We start from the raw sequence: 16,309 nt of genomic DNA on the forward strand, positions 1-16,309 counted from the left end.
GTCGTATTCGTGGGGAAATTTTCATGCGTTCGTTTCTGGTTTTACTGCACCGGTATATCGGGTTGGCCACGGCTGTGTTTCTGCTGCTGGCGGGAATCACGGGGAGCATTCTCGCGTTTAACCATGAGTTGGATGAGTGGCTGAACCCGGAGTTTTATGCGACTTCGGCCAAGGGGCAACGCCTACCACCGGGTGATCTGGTCGATGCCGTGCAATCTGCACATCCGAAGCTGCAGGTCTGGTACATGGAGTACCCGAATGAGGCAGGCCACACAGCGTTGCTGGCGGCAGTTCCACGTAATGATCCGGCGACGGGAAAACCGTTCGATGAGCGTAATCAGGTGTTCTACCTCGATCCGGTCAGTGGCGAACAAAAGGGCCAGCGCTATTGGGGCGAGTGCTGTTTTCAGCGAGAGAACTTCATTCCTTTCATTCTTGAGTTCCACTACAACCTGACGCTGCCCGGGAACTGGGGTTTGCTGTTGATGGGATTGGTGGCCATCGCCTGGGTGATCGATTGCTTCATCGCTCTCTGGCTGACGTTACCGCGAGGCAAACCCTTTTGGAGGAAGTGGTCGAGCGCCTGGAAGATCAAGGGTGGGCATGCCTATCGGCTCAACTTCGATCTGCATCGGGCGGGGGGCTTGTGGCTATGGTTGTTATTGCTGCCGATAGCCGTCAGCAGCGTCGCCATGAACTTGCCGAGCCAGGTCTTCAAACCGATGGTGTCGCTGTTTTCTCCGATTGAACCGAGCGTATATGAGGCCCGAGGTCGAATGCCTGCCGATGAGTTGGGGATCACTCGATTGAGTTATCAACAGGCCTACGAAAGGGCACAGCAGGAGGGAGAAAGATTGGGGCTTACAGCGGCGATCGGGGAGTTGTATTACAGCTTTGAGTACAACTTCTACGGCGCGGGGTTTGGAGAGCATGACACCGAGGTCCATGGCAAATCCTGGTTGTTCTTTCACGGTACGGATGGGCGATTACTTGGGCAGGAGATCGCAGGAGAAGGGACGTTGGGAGAGCGGTTTTATCGGTTGCAGCTGCCGATACACGGGGGACGGATCATAGGCTTTACCGGGCAAGTGATGATCGCGGTATTGGGTATTCTGATTGCGGGGTTGTCCGGGACTGGCGTCTACATCTGGTGGCGCAAATGGCAGGCTCGTCGAAGCAGCAAGGCACGCAGAGCGGTTTGAAGATGAGGCTTTTGCAGGCTCTGAAACGACAAAACCCCTGTCTGCATTCGCAGACAGGGGTTTCGGAATTTAATCTTGACGATGACCTACTCTCACATGGGGAAACCCCACACTACCATCGGCGATGCATCGTTTCACTTCTGAGTTCGGGATGGGATCAGGTGGTTCCAACGCTCTATGGTCGTCAAGAAATTCGGGTACTGACTCGTGACCGGATGGCCTCGCTTCAGCAAATTGGGTATGGGATAGTTTTCGGTGTTTTGTGAACTCGAACTTTCGGTTCATTGCGTCTTCACACACCGCAATCTGGCCTTTCGACTCAAATTGCTTGGGTGTTATATGGTCAAGCCTCACGGGCAATTAGTATTGGTTAGCTCAACGCCTCACAGCGCTTACACACCCAACCTATCAACGTCGTAGTCTTCGACGGCCCTTCAGGGAACTCAAGGTTCCAGTGAGATCTCATCTTGAGGCAAGTTTCCCGCTTAGATGCTTTCAGCGGTTATCTTTTCCGAACATAGCTACCCGGCAATGCCACTGGCGTGACAACCGGAACACCAGAGGTTCGTCCACTCCGGTCCTCTCGTACTAGGAGCAGCCCCTCTCAAATCTCAAACGTCCACGGCAGATAGGGACCGAACTGTCTCACGACGTTCTAAACCCAGCTCGCGTACCACTTTAAATGGCGAACAGCCATACCCTTGGGACCGGCTTCAGCCCCAGGATGTGATGAGCCGACATCGAGGTGCCAAACACCGCCGTCGATATGAACTCTTGGGCGGTATCAGCCTGTTATCCCCGGAGTACCTTTTATCCGTTGAGCGATGGCCCTTCCATACAGAACCACCGGATCACTAAGACCTACTTTCGTACCTGCTCGACGTGTCTGTCTCGCAGTCAAGCGCGCTTTTGCCTTTATACTCTACGACCGATTTCCGACCGGTCTGAGCGCACCTTCGTACTCCTCCGTTACTCTTTAGGAGGAGACCGCCCCAGTCAAACTACCCACCATACACTGTCCTCGATCCGGATAACGGACCTGAGTTAGAACCTCAAAGTTGCCAGGGTGGTATTTCAAGGATGGCTCCACGCGAACTGGCGTCCACGCTTCAAAGCCTCCCACCTATCCTACACAAGCAAATTCAAAGTCCAGTGCAAAGCTATAGTAAAGGTTCACGGGGTCTTTCCGTCTAGCCGCGGATACACTGCATCTTCACAGCGATTTCAATTTCACTGAGTCTCGGGTGGAGACAGCGCCGCCATCGTTACGCCATTCGTGCAGGTCGGAACTTACCCGACAAGGAATTTCGCTACCTTAGGACCGTTATAGTTACGGCCGCCGTTTACCGGGGCTTCGATCAAGAGCTTCGCGTTAGCTAACCCCATCAATTAACCTTCCGGCACCGGGCAGGCGTCACACCCTATACGTCCACTTTCGTGTTTGCAGAGTGCTGTGTTTTTAATAAACAGTCGCAGCGGCCTGGTATCTTCGACCGGCATGGGCTTACGGAGCAAGTCCTTCACCCTCACCGGCGCACCTTCTCCCGAAGTTACGGTGCCATTTTGCCTAGTTCCTTCACCCGAGTTCTCTCAAGCGCCTTGGTATTCTCTACCCAACCACCTGTGTCGGTTTGGGGTACGGTTCCTGGTTATCTGAAGCTTAGAAGCTTTTCTTGGAAGCATGGCATCAACCACTTCGTCGCCTAAAGGCAACTCGTCATCAGCTCTCGGCCTTAAGATCCCGGATTTACCTAAGATCTCAGCCTACCACCTTAAACTTGGACAACCAACGCCAAGCTGGCCTAGCCTTCTCCGTCCCTCCATCGCAATAACCAGAAGTACAGGAATATTAACCTGTTTTCCATCGACTACGCTTTTCAGCCTCGCCTTAGGGACCGACTAACCCTGCGTCGATTAACGTTGCGCAGGAAACCTTGGTCTTTCGGCGTGGGTGTTTTTCACACCCATTGTCGTTACTCATGTCAGCATTCGCACTTCTGATACCTCCAGCAAGCTTCTCAACTCACCTTCACAGGCTTACAGAACGCTCCTCTACCGCATCACTTACGTGATACCCGTAGCTTCGGTGTATGGTTTGAGCCCCGTTACATCTTCCGCGCAGGCCGACTCGACTAGTGAGCTATTACGCTTTCTTTAAAGGGTGGCTGCTTCTAAGCCAACCTCCTAGCTGTCTAAGCCTTCCCACATCGTTTCCCACTTAACCATAACTTTGGGACCTTAGCTGACGGTCTGGGTTGTTTCCCTTTTCACGACGGACGTTAGCACCCGCCGTGTGTCTCCCATGCTCGGCACTTGTAGGTATTCGGAGTTTGCATCGGTTTGGTAAGTCGGGATGACCCCCTAGCCGAAACAGTGCTCTACCCCCTACAGTGATACATGAGGCGCTACCTAAATAGCTTTCGAGGAGAACCAGCTATCTCCGAGCTTGATTAGCCTTTCACTCCGATCCACAGGTCATCCGCTAACTTTTCAACGGTAGTCGGTTCGGTCCTCCAGTCAGTGTTACCTAACCTTCAACCTGCCCATGGATAGATCGCCCGGTTTCGGGTCTATTCCCAGCGACTAGACGCCCTATTAAGACTCGCTTTCGCTACGCCTCCCCTATTCGGTTAAGCTCGCCACTGAAAATAAGTCGCTGACCCATTATACAAAAGGTACGCAGTCACAGAACAAAGTCTGCTCCCACTGCTTGTACGCATACGGTTTCAGGATCTATTTCACTCCCCTCTCCGGGGTTCTTTTCGCCTTTCCCTCACGGTACTAGTTCACTATCGGTCAGTCAGTAGTATTTAGCCTTGGAGGATGGTCCCCCCATATTCAGACAAAGTTTCTCGTGCTCCGTCCTACTCGATTTCATGACTAAGAGATTTTCGCGTACAGGGCTATCACCCACTATGGCCGCACTTTCCAGAGCGTTCCGCTAATCTCAAAGCCACTTAAGGGCTAGTCCCCGTTCGCTCGCCACTACTAAGGGAATCTCGGTTGATTTCTTTTCCTCAGGGTACTTAGATGTTTCAGTTCCCCTGGTTCGCCTCTTGCACCTATGTATTCAGTGCAAGATAACCATCTTGTGATGGCTGGGTTCCCCCATTCAGACATCTCCGGATCAAAGTCTGTTTGCCGACTCCCCGAAGCTTTTCGCAGGCTACCACGTCTTTCATCGCCTCTGACTGCCAAGGCATCCACCGTATGCGCTTCTTCACTTGACCATATAACCCCAAGCAATCTGGTTATACTGTGAAGACGACATTCGCCGAAAATTCGAATTTCTCAACTAAGAGAACTCACAAATTTTACCTTAGCCTGATCCGTTACCAGTGAAAGTAACGTTCAGTCTATCTTTCTATCACATACCCAAATTTTTAAAGAACGAACTAGTCAAAGACTAGAAATCAACATTCACCATCAAATCGATGGAATGCTCATTTCTAAGCTCTTACTTCAGAAGCAGTAGTGGTGGAGCCAAGCGGGATCGAACCGCTGACCTCCTGCGTGCAAGGCAGGCGCTCTCCCAGCTGAGCTATGGCCCCGTATTTCTACAGGCGTTTCCCACACAAAATTGGTGGGTCTGGGCAGATTCGAACTGCCGACCTCACCCTTATCAGGGGTGCGCTCTAACCAACTGAGCTACAGACCCAATTTCGGGCTGCTTCTTTCGTCTTCTTCAATGAATCAAGCAATTCGTGTGGGAACTTATGGAGCAGCTGATGTCGTCGATTAAGGAGGTGATCCAGCCGCAGGTTCCCCTACGGCTACCTTGTTACGACTTCACCCCAGTCATGAATCACACCGTGGTAACCGTCCTCCCGAAGGTTAGACTAGCTACTTCTGGTGCAACCCACTCCCATGGTGTGACGGGCGGTGTGTACAAGGCCCGGGAACGTATTCACCGCGACATTCTGATTCGCGATTACTAGCGATTCCGACTTCACGCAGTCGAGTTGCAGACTGCGATCCGGACTACGATCGGTTTTATGGGATTAGCTCCACCTCGCGGCTTGGCAACCCTTTGTACCGACCATTGTAGCACGTGTGTAGCCCAGGCCGTAAGGGCCATGATGACTTGACGTCATCCCCACCTTCCTCCGGTTTGTCACCGGCAGTCTCCTTAGAGTGCCCACCATAACGTGCTGGTAACTAAGGACAAGGGTTGCGCTCGTTACGGGACTTAACCCAACATCTCACGACACGAGCTGACGACAGCCATGCAGCACCTGTCTCAATGTTCCCGAAGGCACCAATCCATCTCTGGAAAGTTCATTGGATGTCAAGGCCTGGTAAGGTTCTTCGCGTTGCTTCGAATTAAACCACATGCTCCACCGCTTGTGCGGGCCCCCGTCAATTCATTTGAGTTTTAACCTTGCGGCCGTACTCCCCAGGCGGTCAACTTAATGCGTTAGCTGCGCCACTAAGAGCTCAAGGCTCCCAACGGCTAGTTGACATCGTTTACGGCGTGGACTACCAGGGTATCTAATCCTGTTTGCTCCCCACGCTTTCGCACCTCAGTGTCAGTATCAGTCCAGGTGGTCGCCTTCGCCACTGGTGTTCCTTCCTATATCTACGCATTTCACCGCTACACAGGAAATTCCACCACCCTCTACCATACTCTAGCTCGCCAGTTTTGGATGCAGTTCCCAGGTTGAGCCCGGGGATTTCACATCCAACTTAACGAACCACCTACGCGCGCTTTACGCCCAGTAATTCCGATTAACGCTTGCACCCTCTGTATTACCGCGGCTGCTGGCACAGAGTTAGCCGGTGCTTATTCTGTCGGTAACGTCAAAATTGCAGAGTATTAATCTACAACCCTTCCTCCCAACTTAAAGTGCTTTACAATCCGAAGACCTTCTTCACACACGCGGCATGGCTGGATCAGGCTTTCGCCCATTGTCCAATATTCCCCACTGCTGCCTCCCGTAGGAGTCTGGACCGTGTCTCAGTTCCAGTGTGACTGATCATCCTCTCAGACCAGTTACGGATCGTCGCCTTGGTGAGCCATTACCTCACCAACTAGCTAATCCGACCTAGGCTCATCTGATAGCGCAAGGCCCGAAGGTCCCCTGCTTTCTCCCGTAGGACGTATGCGGTATTAGCGTTCCTTTCGAAACGTTGTCCCCCACTACCAGGCAGATTCCTAGGCATTACTCACCCGTCCGCCGCTGAATCCAGGAGCAAGCTCCCTTCATCCGCTCGACTTGCATGTGTTAGGCCTGCCGCCAGCGTTCAATCTGAGCCATGATCAAACTCTTCAGTTCAAACATCTTTGGGTTTTTAAGAAACCCTAAACTTGGCTCAGCAATCGTTGGTTACATCTTTGATTTCTCGCGGAGTAACTTGTGATGCTGATAATCTTGTTGACTATCAGTCTGACTCCACAAGCACCCACACGAATTGCTTGATTCAGTTGTTAAAGAGCGGTTGGTCAAGATCTTTCGTCTCAACCGAGGCGCGCATTCTACAGCAGCCTCATTTGCTGTCAAGTGATTATTTTCAGAAGTTTTCGAAGATTTCTTCAACAACTTCAACCACTTGCGCTTCCGATCTCTCGTTAGCGGGAGGCGAATTCTACAGCGTTACACGCTGCTGTCAACACCTCTTTTTCTCCACTTTCGATCGAGAAGACCGAACCGTTGAAAGCACCAGAAGAACCGGCATTTCCAACTCCTTCCAGGCTTCGATGATCTGAAGCAACTCGCTATCGAAACCTACATAACTCATTGAATATCAAGGAGTTTTCCGTTTCGACTGCGCCGGAAGTGGGGCGAATTATAGAGACTCAGAATCTGCCGTCAACCCTTAATTTAGCTTTTCTTTCAATAACTTGCAGACAGGCCAAAAAACGCTCAAGACCCTCTATATAGAAGAAGGACTCAATACCCCTTCTATATAGAGAGAACCTTCAGAGCACTCCATCCTCTTTCATCGCAGCCACTGCACCCGCCCCGAGACCCAGCACCCTCTGCAAAACGTCCAAGGTATGCTCGCCCAACAAAGGAGGCGCACGACGATACTCCACAGGAGTCCGAGACAACCGAATCGGACTGGCCACCTGCGGCACCATCCCCGCCAGCGCGTGAGGCAGTTCAATCGCCAACCCGCGAGACTTCACCTGTGGGTCCTCGAACACCTGCGACAGATCATTGATTGGCCCACACGGCACCCCCGCCTGCTCCAGCTGAGCCACCCACTCGGCGGTCGTCTTGAAGACTGTCGCCTGACGGATCAACGGAATCAGCACCGCCCGATTCGCCACACGCAGCTTATTGGTCGCGAAACGCGGATCATCCGCCCACTGCGGCTGCCCGGCTACTTCCGCAAATTTGCGAAATTGCCCGTCATTACCCACCGTGAGAATGAAGTCACCATCAGCCGTAGGAAAATCCTGGTACGGCACGATATTCGGATGCGCATTCCCCAGCCGCTTTGGCGCATTGCCCGTCGTCAGGTAGTTCATTGCCTGATTAGCCAGGCACGCCACCTGCACATCCAGCAGCGCCATATCAATGTGCTGACCGCCACCATCGTGATCACGATGAGCCAGCGCTGCCAGGATCGCCACGGTCGAATACAGCCCCGTGAGGATATCCGTGAGCGCTACACCCACTTTCACGGGCCCGGCACCCTCATCACCCTCAGGCCGTCCGGTCAAACTCATCAGCCCGCCGAGCCCCTGGATCATGAAGTCATAACCCGCGCGCTTGGCATAAGGCCCGGTCTGACCGAAACCAGTGATGGAGCAATAAATCAGATCCGGATTGATCGCCTTCAACGACTCATAGTCCAGTCCATAAGCCGCCAACCCACCGACCTTGAAGTTCTCGATCAGGATGTCCGACTTGGCTGCCAGCTCCCGCACCAGTTTCTGACCCTCGGGACGCGTGAAATCAATCGTCACCGATTGCTTGTTGCGGTTGGCCGACAGGTAATAAGCCGCCTCGCTGGTGTTCTCGCCATAAGCGTCTTTCAGGAAAGGCGGCCCCCAGGCACGAGTGTCGTCACCATTACCCGGGCGCTCGACCTTGATCACTTCCGCCCCAAGGTCGGCCAGGATCTGACCAGCCCATGGGCCAGCCAGCACTCGCGATAAATCCAGTACCCGCAGATGCGACAGCGCGCCCATGGTCGCTCTCCTGTTAATAGAACGCCTGCAGGCCGGTCTGCGCACGACCGAGGATCAGCGCGTGGACGTCGTGAGTACCTTCATAGGTATTCACCACTTCCAGGTTGACCAGATGACGGGCCACACCGAATTCATCGGAAATGCCGTTGCCGCCCAGCATGTCGCGCGCCATGCGAGCGATCTCGAGAGACTTGCCGCAAGAGTTACGCTTCATGATCGAAGTGATTTCAACCGCAGCAGTGCCTTCATCCTTCATGCGACCCAGACGCAGGCAGCCTTGCAGTGCCAGAGTGATTTCGGTCTGCATGTCGGCCAGTTTTTTCTGGATCAACTGAGTAGCAGCCAACGGACGACCGAACTGTTGACGATCCAGGGTGTACTGGCGAGCGGTGTGCCAGCAGAACTCAGCCGCGCCCAGCGCACCCCAGGAGATGCCATAACGTGCAGAGTTGAGGCAGGTGAACGGACCTTTCAGGCCACGCACATTCGGGAAGATGTTCTCTTCCGGCACGAACACGTTGTCCATGACGATTTCACCGGTGATAGATGCCCGCAGGCCGACCTTGCCGTGAATCGCCGGAGCGCTCAGGCCTTTCCAGCCCTTCTCCAATACGAAGCCGCGGATGTCGCCGGCGTCGTCCTTGGCCCAGACCACGAACACATCGGCGATCGGGCTATTGGTGATCCACATCTTGGCGCCGGTCAGGCTGTAGCCGCCTTCGACTTTGCGTGCACGAGTAATCATCGCGCCCGGGTCGGAACCATGGTTCGGCTCGGTCAGACCGAAGCAGCCGATCCATTCGCCGGAAGCCAGTTTCGGCAGGTACTTCTGCTTCTGTGCTTCGGTACCGAATTCATTGATCGGCACCATCACCAGCGAAGACTGCACGCTCATCATCGAACGGTAGCCGGAATCCACGCGCTCGACTTCACGGGCAATCAGGCCATAGCTGACGTAGTTGAGGCCGCTGCCACCGTACTGCTCGGGGATGGTCGCGCCCAAAAGGCCGACTTCGCCCATCTCACGGAAGATCGCCGGATCGGTCTTCTCATGGCGGAAGGCTTCAAGAACGCGTGGCGCGAGGCTCTGCTGAGCGAATTGCTCGGCAGTGTCGCGGATCATGCGTTCTTCTTCAGTCAGCTGTTGATCCAGCAGCAGTGGATCGATCCAGTTGAAGCTAGCTTTACCGCCCATGAGTGAGTCCTCGCAAATCGGGTGAATTAACGTGGCATTGATCCTAGGCCCGCTTCGCCATCCCGGCAAACGAGGATTTCGCATCCTGTTGTGCTAATTTCTCACTCCGAAACGTCGCCAAGTGCCTTATATGCGGCGTATTAGTGAGGTTGACGTACATGCGCCGCAAGATACCCAGCACCACCGCTCTGATCAGCTTCGAAGCCGCCGCCCGCCACGAGAGCTTTACCAAGGCCGCCGAAGAACTTTCCCTCACTCAGGGAGCCATTTGCCGACAGATCGCCAGCCTTGAGGATTTCCTCAGCGTTGAACTCTTCCGACGCTCGCGACGCGGAGTGAAGCTGACGGAAGCGGGCCTTTCCTACAGTCGACGGGTTGCCACCCAACTCGATGCCGTAGAGCGCGACACCCTGTCAGTGATGGGCCAGCAAGGCACCAACGTGATCGAACTCGCGGTGGTGCCCACCTTCGGCACGCAATGGCTGCTGCCAAGACTCAAGGACTTCCAGCTCAAACATCCGGAGGTCACGGTCAACCTGACCAACCGCACCCGCCCCTTCCTGTTTGCCGACACTGAATTCGATGCCGCCATCTACTTCGGCGATGCCGATTGGTCGGGTACCGAATCCCACAGACTGATGGGTGAGAACCCGATGCCGGTGTGCAGCCCCGCCCTGCTCGGCAACAAAACTCACCTGACACCCGATGAAATTGCCGATCTCCCTCTCCTCCAGCAAACCACCCGCCCCTACGCCTGGCGACAGTGGTTCAACTCGCAGCACCTGAACATCCCCCGCGACATGACAGGTCCGCGCTACGAGCTATTCTCCATGCTGGCCCAGGCAGCCATGCACGACATGGGGATCGCGCTGATCCCACCGTTCCTGATCCAGCGCGAATTGGCCGAGAAACGCCTGGTGGTTGCCAACCCCAATGCACTCTCCAGCATCAAGGCGTATTACCTGATGATTCCCGAGCGAAAAGTCGAATCTGCGTCACTCAAGGCTTTTCGCGACTGGCTGGTAAATCAGGCACACAGCTACAACCTAGAAGGATAAAGGCCTACAGCAATTGCTAACCCCGTAGTCAGGATATTCAAAGCCCTACAGATATAACTATTTGTCGCAAATCGACAGACTGTATCCGAAAGTCGTACAGACGTCCCACAAGCGCCTGCCGACGTGGCTTTGAGCCCTCATTCGCGACTCATTGCGGCCTATTCACGTCACCGATGAGAAAAATCTTCAAATTCATCCAGACTCCTTGAAAGGCACGGCCTGCAAGGGATTCAACTGGCCATCTGCGACATTCGGTCACGGGATGACTTGTAGTTAATTTTCCGTCACCCGTCATAATCCCTTGAAGGGCATAAACTTCGCCTGCAAAATGCCGCGCCCCGCCCTGATTCGGCGGGATCGTGCTGATCGGCCGCCCCAGTCGCACCATCCGTAGTGCATGGGTTTACTCAATAAGATCACGCAGGAGATTTGACGTGCACATTGGTGTTCCTCTCGAAACCCAGACCGGTGAAACACGGGTTGCTGCAACCCCGGAAACCATTAAAAAGCTGATCAGCCAAGGTCATAAGGTCACTGTGCAAACCGGCGCGGGCGTTAAAGCCAGCGTTGTCGACAGTGCCTATGAAGCGGCAGGCGCAACCATTGGCAGTGCCAATGACGCGTTTGGCGCCGAGCTGATTCTCAAAGTGGTCGCGCCAAGCGATACCGAACTGACGCTGATCAAGCGCGGCACGGTGCTGGTGGGCATGCTCAACCCGTTCAACAACGACACCATCGCGAAGATGGCCGAGTGCGGGATTACCGCGTTCGCCCTGGAAGCGGCGCCACGTACCTCCCGGGCCCAGAGCCTCGACGTGCTGTCGTCCCAGGCGAACATTGCCGGCTACAAGGCCGTGTTGCTGGCCGCTCACTACTATCCGCGCTTCATGCCGATGCTGATGACCGCTGCGGGCACCGTGAAAGCGGCGCGCGTGCTGATTCTGGGGGCAGGCGTGGCCGGGTTGCAGGCGATTGCCACGGCGAAACGTCTGGGTGCCGTCATCGAAGCGTCCGACGTACGTCCGGCCGTGAAGGAACAGATCGAGTCTCTCGGCGCCAAGTTCGTCGACGTGCCTTACGAGACCGATGAAGAACGCGAATGCGCGGTCGGCGTCGGTGGTTACGCACGCCCGATGCCGGCGAGCTGGATGCAGCGTCAGGCCCAGGCCGTGCACGAGCGCGCCAAGCAGGCTGACATCGTCATCACCACCGCACTGATCCCGGGCCGCAAGGCACCGGTGCTGTTGAGCGCGGACACTGTGGCGCAGATGAAACCCGGCTCGGTAGTCATCGATCTCGCAGCTGCTCAGGGTGGTAACTGCCCGCTGACCGTGGCCGATCAGGTCGTGGTCGAGAACGGCGTAACCATCGTCGGCCCGACCAACCTCGCCGGTGAAGTCGCCGCAGACGCCTCGGCGCTTTACGCACGCAACCTGCTGGACTTCCTGAAGCTGGTCTTCACCAAAGAAGGCCAGTTCGAAGTGAACCTCGAAGACGACATCGTCGCCGCGTGCCTGATGTGCCGCGACGGCCAAGTCATCCGCAAAAACGCCTAAGCAGGGATTCAGACGATGGAAGAGCTTATCTCCCCCGGTATCTACAACCTGATCATCTTCGTGCTGGCGATTTATGTCGGTTACCACGTGGTCTGGAACGTTACACCCGCATTGCACACGCCACTGATGGCGGTGACCAACGCCATTTCGGCGATCGTGATCGTCGGCGCGATGCTCGCTGCTGCCCTGACCGTCACCCCCCTGGGCAAGACCATGGGCACCCTCGCCGTAGCGCTGGCCGCGGTCAACGTGTTCGGTGGCTTCCTGGTCACCCGCCGCATGCTTGAGATGTTCAAGAAGAAAGCCCCGAAAGCAAAAGAAGAGGCGCCTAAGTAATGAGCATGAACCTCGTCACGACGCTCTACCTGATCGCGTCGATCTGCTTCATCCAGGCCCTCAAAGGTCTGTCGCACCCGACCACGTCGCGCCGCGGCAACCTGTTCGGCATGCTCGGCATGGCGTTGGCGATCCTGACCACCATCGGCCTCATCTATAAGCTCGGGGCTGAGCTGGCTACCGCCGGTATTGGCTACGTGATCATCGGCCTGCTGATCGGCGGCACCGCCGGCTCGATCATGGCCAAGCGCGTTGAAATGACCAAGATGCCGGAACTGGTTGCGTTCATGCACAGCATGATCGGCCTGGCAGCGGTGTTCATCGCTATCGCAGCAGTGGTTGAGCCGCAGTCGCTGGGCATCGTCAAGCAATTGGGCGACTCGATCCCGGCGGGTAACCGTCTGGAGCTGTTCCTCGGTGCAGCCATCGGTGCCATCACCTTCTCCGGTTCGGTAATCGCGTTCGGCAAGCTCTCGGGCAAGTACAAGTTCCGCCTGTTCCAGGGCGCACCGGTACAGTTCAGCGGTCAGCACAAGCTGAACGCCGTGCTGGGCCTGGCAACTCTGGTGCTGGGTGTGACCTTCATGCTCACCGGCAACCTTGCTGCATTCGCACTGATGCTGGCCCTGGCGTTCGTCATGGGCGTGCTGATCATCATCCCGATCGGCGGCGCCGACATGCCGGTGGTGGTATCGATGCTCAACAGCTATTCCGGCTGGGCGGCGGCGGGTATCGGCTTCTCCCTGAACAACTCGATGCTGATCATTGCAGGTTCCCTGGTGGGTTCGAGCGGTGCGATCCTCTCGTACATCATGTGCAAGGCGATGAACCGTTCCTTCTTTAATGTACTGCTCGGCGGTTTCGGCAATACCGCGGACGCCGGTCCTGCCGGTGAGAAGGAAGCCCGTCCGGTGAAATCCGGTTCGGCTGACGACGCAACCTTCCTGCTGACCAACGCCGACACCGTGATCATCGTGCCGGGCTACGGTCTGGCAGTGGCCCGTGCGCAGCACGCATTGAAAGAGCTGACCGAGAAGCTGACCCACCACGGCGTGACCGTGAAGTACGCGATCCACCCGGTGGCCGGTCGGATGCCTGGCCACATGAACGTATTGCTGGCCGAAGCCGAAGTGCCGTACGACCAGGTGTTCGAGATGGAAGACATCAACTCCGAGTTCGGCCAGGCCGACGTGGTGCTGGTGCTCGGCGCCAACGACGTGGTCAACCCGGCCGCCAAGAACGATCCGAAGTCGCCGATTGCCGGCATGCCGATCCTCGAAGCGTTCAAGGCCAAGACCATCATCGTCAACAAGCGCTCGATGGCCAGCGGCTATGCCGGTCTGGACAACGAACTGTTCTACCTGGACAAGACTATGATGGTGTTTGGCGACGCGAAGAAAGTCATCGAAGACATGGTCAAAGCGGTCGAGTAAATCGCACGCTGCTGTACCAAACGCCCCGACTTGTCGGGGCGTTTTTGTTTGCAAAAACCGTCGGACAATTTGCCGCGTTGTTGCAGATCCGGTAACGGTGTTTTACTTGAAACCCGCTAAATAGACGCCTCGTTTGCGACCTTGGTAGCGGGACAGGCGCCCGCGAAATTCACTAGACTGCGCATCCTGCTACTCGCTGCCCGAGAAAATAATCCATGTACCGTGACCGTATTCGCCTGCCTTCGTTGTTGGATAAAGTGATGAGCGCCGCCGACGCCGCTGCGCTGATTGAGGACGGCATGACCGTCGGCATGAGCGGCTTCACCCGCGCCGGCGAAGCCAAGGCCGTTCCCCATGCACTGGCCGAGCGAGCCAAGGTCACGCCGCTGAAGATCAGCCTGATGACCGGTGCCAGTTTGGGCAACGACCTCGACAAGCAACTGACCGAGGCCGGCGTCCTGTCGCGACGCATGCCGTTCCAGGTCGACAGCACCCTGCGCAAGGCGATCAACGCCGGCGAAGTGATGTTCATCGACCAGCACCTGTCGGAAACCGTCGAGCAACTGCGCAACCAGCAACTGAAGCTGCCGGACATCGCTGTGATCGAAGCTGTGGCCATCACCGAACAAGGTCACATTGTGCCGACCACCTCGGTGGGCAACTCGGCGAGCTTCGCGATCTTCGCCAAACACGTGATCGTCGAGATCAACCTGGCGCACAACGCCAACCTCGAAGGTCTGCACGACATCTATATCCCGACCTACCGCCCGACCCGCACACCAATTCCGCTGGTAAAAGTTGACGACCGCATCGGCAGCACCGCGATCCCGATTCCGCCGGAGAAGATCGTCGCCATCGTCATCACCCAGCAGTCGGATTCGCCGTCCACCGTCTCGTCGCCGGATGTCGACACCAAAGCCATCGCCGATCACCTGATCACCTTCCTCAAGCAGGAAGTCGACGCCGGGCGCATGACCAACAAGCTCGGCCCGCTACAGGCCGGGATCGGCAACATTGCCAACGCGGTGATGTGCGGGCTGATCGATTCGCCGTTCGAAGACCTGACCATGTACTCCGAAGTGCTGCAGGACTCGACCTTCGACCTGATCGATGCGGGCAAGCTGAGCTTCGCCTCAGGCAGTTCGATCACCCTGTCGGAACGGCGCAACAGCGACGTGTTCGGTAACCTGGAAAAGTACAAGGACAAACTGGTGCTGCGCCCGCAGGAGATCTCGAACCATCCGGAAGTGGTTCGTCGCCTGGGCATCATCGGCATCAACACGGCGCTCGAATTCGACATCTATGGCAACGTCAACTCCACCCACGTCTGCGGCACGCGGATGATGAACGGCATCGGTGGTTCGGGCGACTTCGCACGCAACGCGCATCTGGCGGTGTTCGTGACCAAGTCGATTGCCAAGGGCGGTGCGATTTCCAGCGTGGTGCCGATGGTCAGCCACGTCGACCACACCGAGCATGACGTCGACATCCTGGTGACCGAGGTAGGCCTGGCCGACCTGCGTGGCTTGGCGCCACGGGAGCGCGCCCGGGTCATCATCGACAACTGTGTGCACCCGGATTACCGCCAGGCGCTGAATGATTACTTCGACAAAGCCTGTGCCATTGGCGGCCACACCCCGCACATTCTGCGCGACGCCCTGAGCTGGCATATCAATCTGGAAGAAACCGGGCACATGCTGAAGGCTTGAACCGCACAGATATTCCGCTGGCGCAAACACAGTTTCGTCAGCGGAAATTTGAAAATCTCCAATCCCTTCAAAAACTGTACTGCTGTACCGGTCTTTTCCTACAGATTTTACCTACTGGAATCATAGGATCGAGCAAGAATGCACCAAATAAGCGCAGACAGGTACAGTTTGCGCGATTTTGACCCGTACACCCCCTATAAACAGTTAACTGGTCACTCACAATACAAGTGAACTGTATCTAGAGAGTCTGGCCAAACGAGAGGATCATGGGCACCAGTTAAACCACTACCTGATCCCGCCACAAGCGGAAGGATGTCAACCATGGAACGTACACTCAGTTCCGAACTGTTCTTCGAAGACAAAGCTGCAAAAACCCAGGCTTCCTTGCCTCTGCGCGTTATCGCCAACCTGATGTTGTGGCAGCGCCGCATCTCCAGCCGCCACCAACTGGCTCGTCTGGATTCGCGTCTGCTGGCTGACGCCGGTATCAGCGAAGCACAACGCTACGAAGAGCTCAGCAAGCCGTTCTGGCGCTAAGTAGCGTCGCTGGCTCTGGTCACCAGACCCACCGCCAGCAACCCGAATTGAACAAACAAGACCCGTCGCGGGAAACCGCGACGGGTCTTGTCGTTTTGGGGGCGGAAAACAGACGATACAGGTGCTTGTATCGCAGACAGGT

At 56.0% G+C, this 16,309-nt stretch carries 9 protein-coding genes, 2 tRNA genes and 3 rRNA genes; 7 read left to right on the plus strand and 7 right to left on the minus strand.

The window, feature by feature from the left end; all coding sequences use genetic code 11:
- Positions 1 to 23 precede the first annotated feature (23 nt).
- The gene (locus tag OQ248_RS09900) at positions 24 to 1,202 is read left to right on the plus strand and encodes a PepSY domain-containing protein (protein WP_265812741.1); all 1,179 of its coding nucleotides are present in this window, start codon (positions 24 to 26) and stop codon (positions 1,200 to 1,202) included.
- Between the two features lie 73 nt (positions 1,203 to 1,275).
- Here OQ248_RS09900 and rrf read toward each other — a convergent pair.
- The 7 genes from rrf to OQ248_RS09935 all read right to left on the minus strand — a co-directional run bounded on the left by rrf (position 1,276) and on the right by OQ248_RS09935 (position 9,538).
- Positions 1,276 to 1,391 (minus strand): 5S ribosomal RNA (rrf, locus tag OQ248_RS09905).
- Between the two features lie 150 nt (positions 1,392 to 1,541).
- Positions 1,542 to 4,432: ribosomal RNA gene (locus tag OQ248_RS09910) — 23S ribosomal RNA — on the minus strand.
- Between the two features lie 245 nt (positions 4,433 to 4,677).
- A tRNA-Ala gene (locus OQ248_RS09915) sits at positions 4,678 to 4,753 on the minus strand.
- Positions 4,754 to 4,783: 30 nt separating this feature from the next.
- Positions 4,784 to 4,860, minus strand: a tRNA-Ile gene (locus tag OQ248_RS09920).
- Between the two features lie 81 nt (positions 4,861 to 4,941).
- Positions 4,942 to 6,478: ribosomal RNA gene (locus tag OQ248_RS09925) — 16S ribosomal RNA — on the minus strand.
- Together the 16S, 23S and 5S rRNA genes with 2 tRNA genes alongside form the textbook arrangement of a ribosomal RNA operon.
- A gap of 644 nt (positions 6,479 to 7,122) precedes the next feature.
- Positions 7,123 to 8,343 carry a CaiB/BaiF CoA-transferase family protein gene (locus tag OQ248_RS09930; protein ID WP_119429956.1) on the minus strand — a complete coding sequence of 407 codons (1,221 nt, stop codon included), beginning with the start codon at positions 8,341 to 8,343 and terminating at the stop codon, positions 7,123 to 7,125.
- Between the two features lie 13 nt (positions 8,344 to 8,356).
- Positions 8,357 to 9,538 carry an acyl-CoA dehydrogenase gene (locus tag OQ248_RS09935; protein WP_265812742.1) on the minus strand — a complete coding sequence of 394 codons (1,182 nt, stop codon included), beginning with the start codon at positions 9,536 to 9,538 and terminating at the stop codon, positions 8,357 to 8,359.
- A 158-nt stretch (positions 9,539 to 9,696) separates the two neighbouring features.
- Here OQ248_RS09935 and OQ248_RS09940 point away from each other — a divergent pair, with 158 nt between their 5' ends.
- The 6 genes from OQ248_RS09940 to OQ248_RS09965 all read left to right on the plus strand — a co-directional run bounded on the left by OQ248_RS09940 (position 9,697) and on the right by OQ248_RS09965 (position 16,167).
- A complete protein-coding gene (locus tag OQ248_RS09940; RefSeq protein ID WP_265812743.1) occupies positions 9,697 to 10,596 on the plus strand; it encodes a LysR family transcriptional regulator in 900 nt (299 codons plus the stop codon).
- 434 nt (positions 10,597 to 11,030) lie between these two features.
- On the plus strand, positions 11,031 to 12,152 hold the full coding sequence (locus OQ248_RS09945; RefSeq protein ID WP_265812744.1) for a Re/Si-specific NAD(P)(+) transhydrogenase subunit alpha: 1,122 nt from the start codon (positions 11,031 to 11,033) through the stop codon (positions 12,150 to 12,152).
- Positions 12,153 to 12,167: 15 nt separating this feature from the next.
- Positions 12,168 to 12,488: an NAD(P) transhydrogenase subunit alpha gene (locus OQ248_RS09950; RefSeq protein WP_003220416.1), complete on the plus strand. Its 321-nt coding sequence runs from the start codon at positions 12,168 to 12,170 to the stop codon at positions 12,486 to 12,488.
- Positions 12,488 to 13,921 carry an NAD(P)(+) transhydrogenase (Re/Si-specific) subunit beta gene (locus tag OQ248_RS09955; protein WP_265812745.1) on the plus strand — a complete coding sequence of 478 codons (1,434 nt, stop codon included), beginning with the start codon at positions 12,488 to 12,490 and terminating at the stop codon, positions 13,919 to 13,921. Before OQ248_RS09950 ends, OQ248_RS09955 begins: the two co-directional genes overlap by 1 nt.
- Before the next feature lie 215 nt (positions 13,922 to 14,136).
- Positions 14,137 to 15,630: an acetyl-CoA hydrolase/transferase family protein gene (locus OQ248_RS09960; RefSeq protein WP_085713003.1), complete on the plus strand. Its 1,494-nt coding sequence runs from the start codon at positions 14,137 to 14,139 to the stop codon at positions 15,628 to 15,630.
- A gap of 321 nt (positions 15,631 to 15,951) precedes the next feature.
- Positions 15,952 to 16,167, plus strand: a complete 216-nt coding sequence (locus tag OQ248_RS09965; protein ID WP_003220409.1) for a DUF1127 domain-containing protein — start codon at positions 15,952 to 15,954, stop codon at positions 16,165 to 16,167.
- The last annotated feature ends 142 nt before the right edge of the window (positions 16,168 to 16,309 follow it).

It is taken from the genome of Pseudomonas sp. COW5, assembly GCF_026240005.1.
Taxonomy (GTDB): Bacteria; Pseudomonadota; Gammaproteobacteria; order Pseudomonadales; family Pseudomonadaceae; genus Aquipseudomonas; species Aquipseudomonas kribbensis.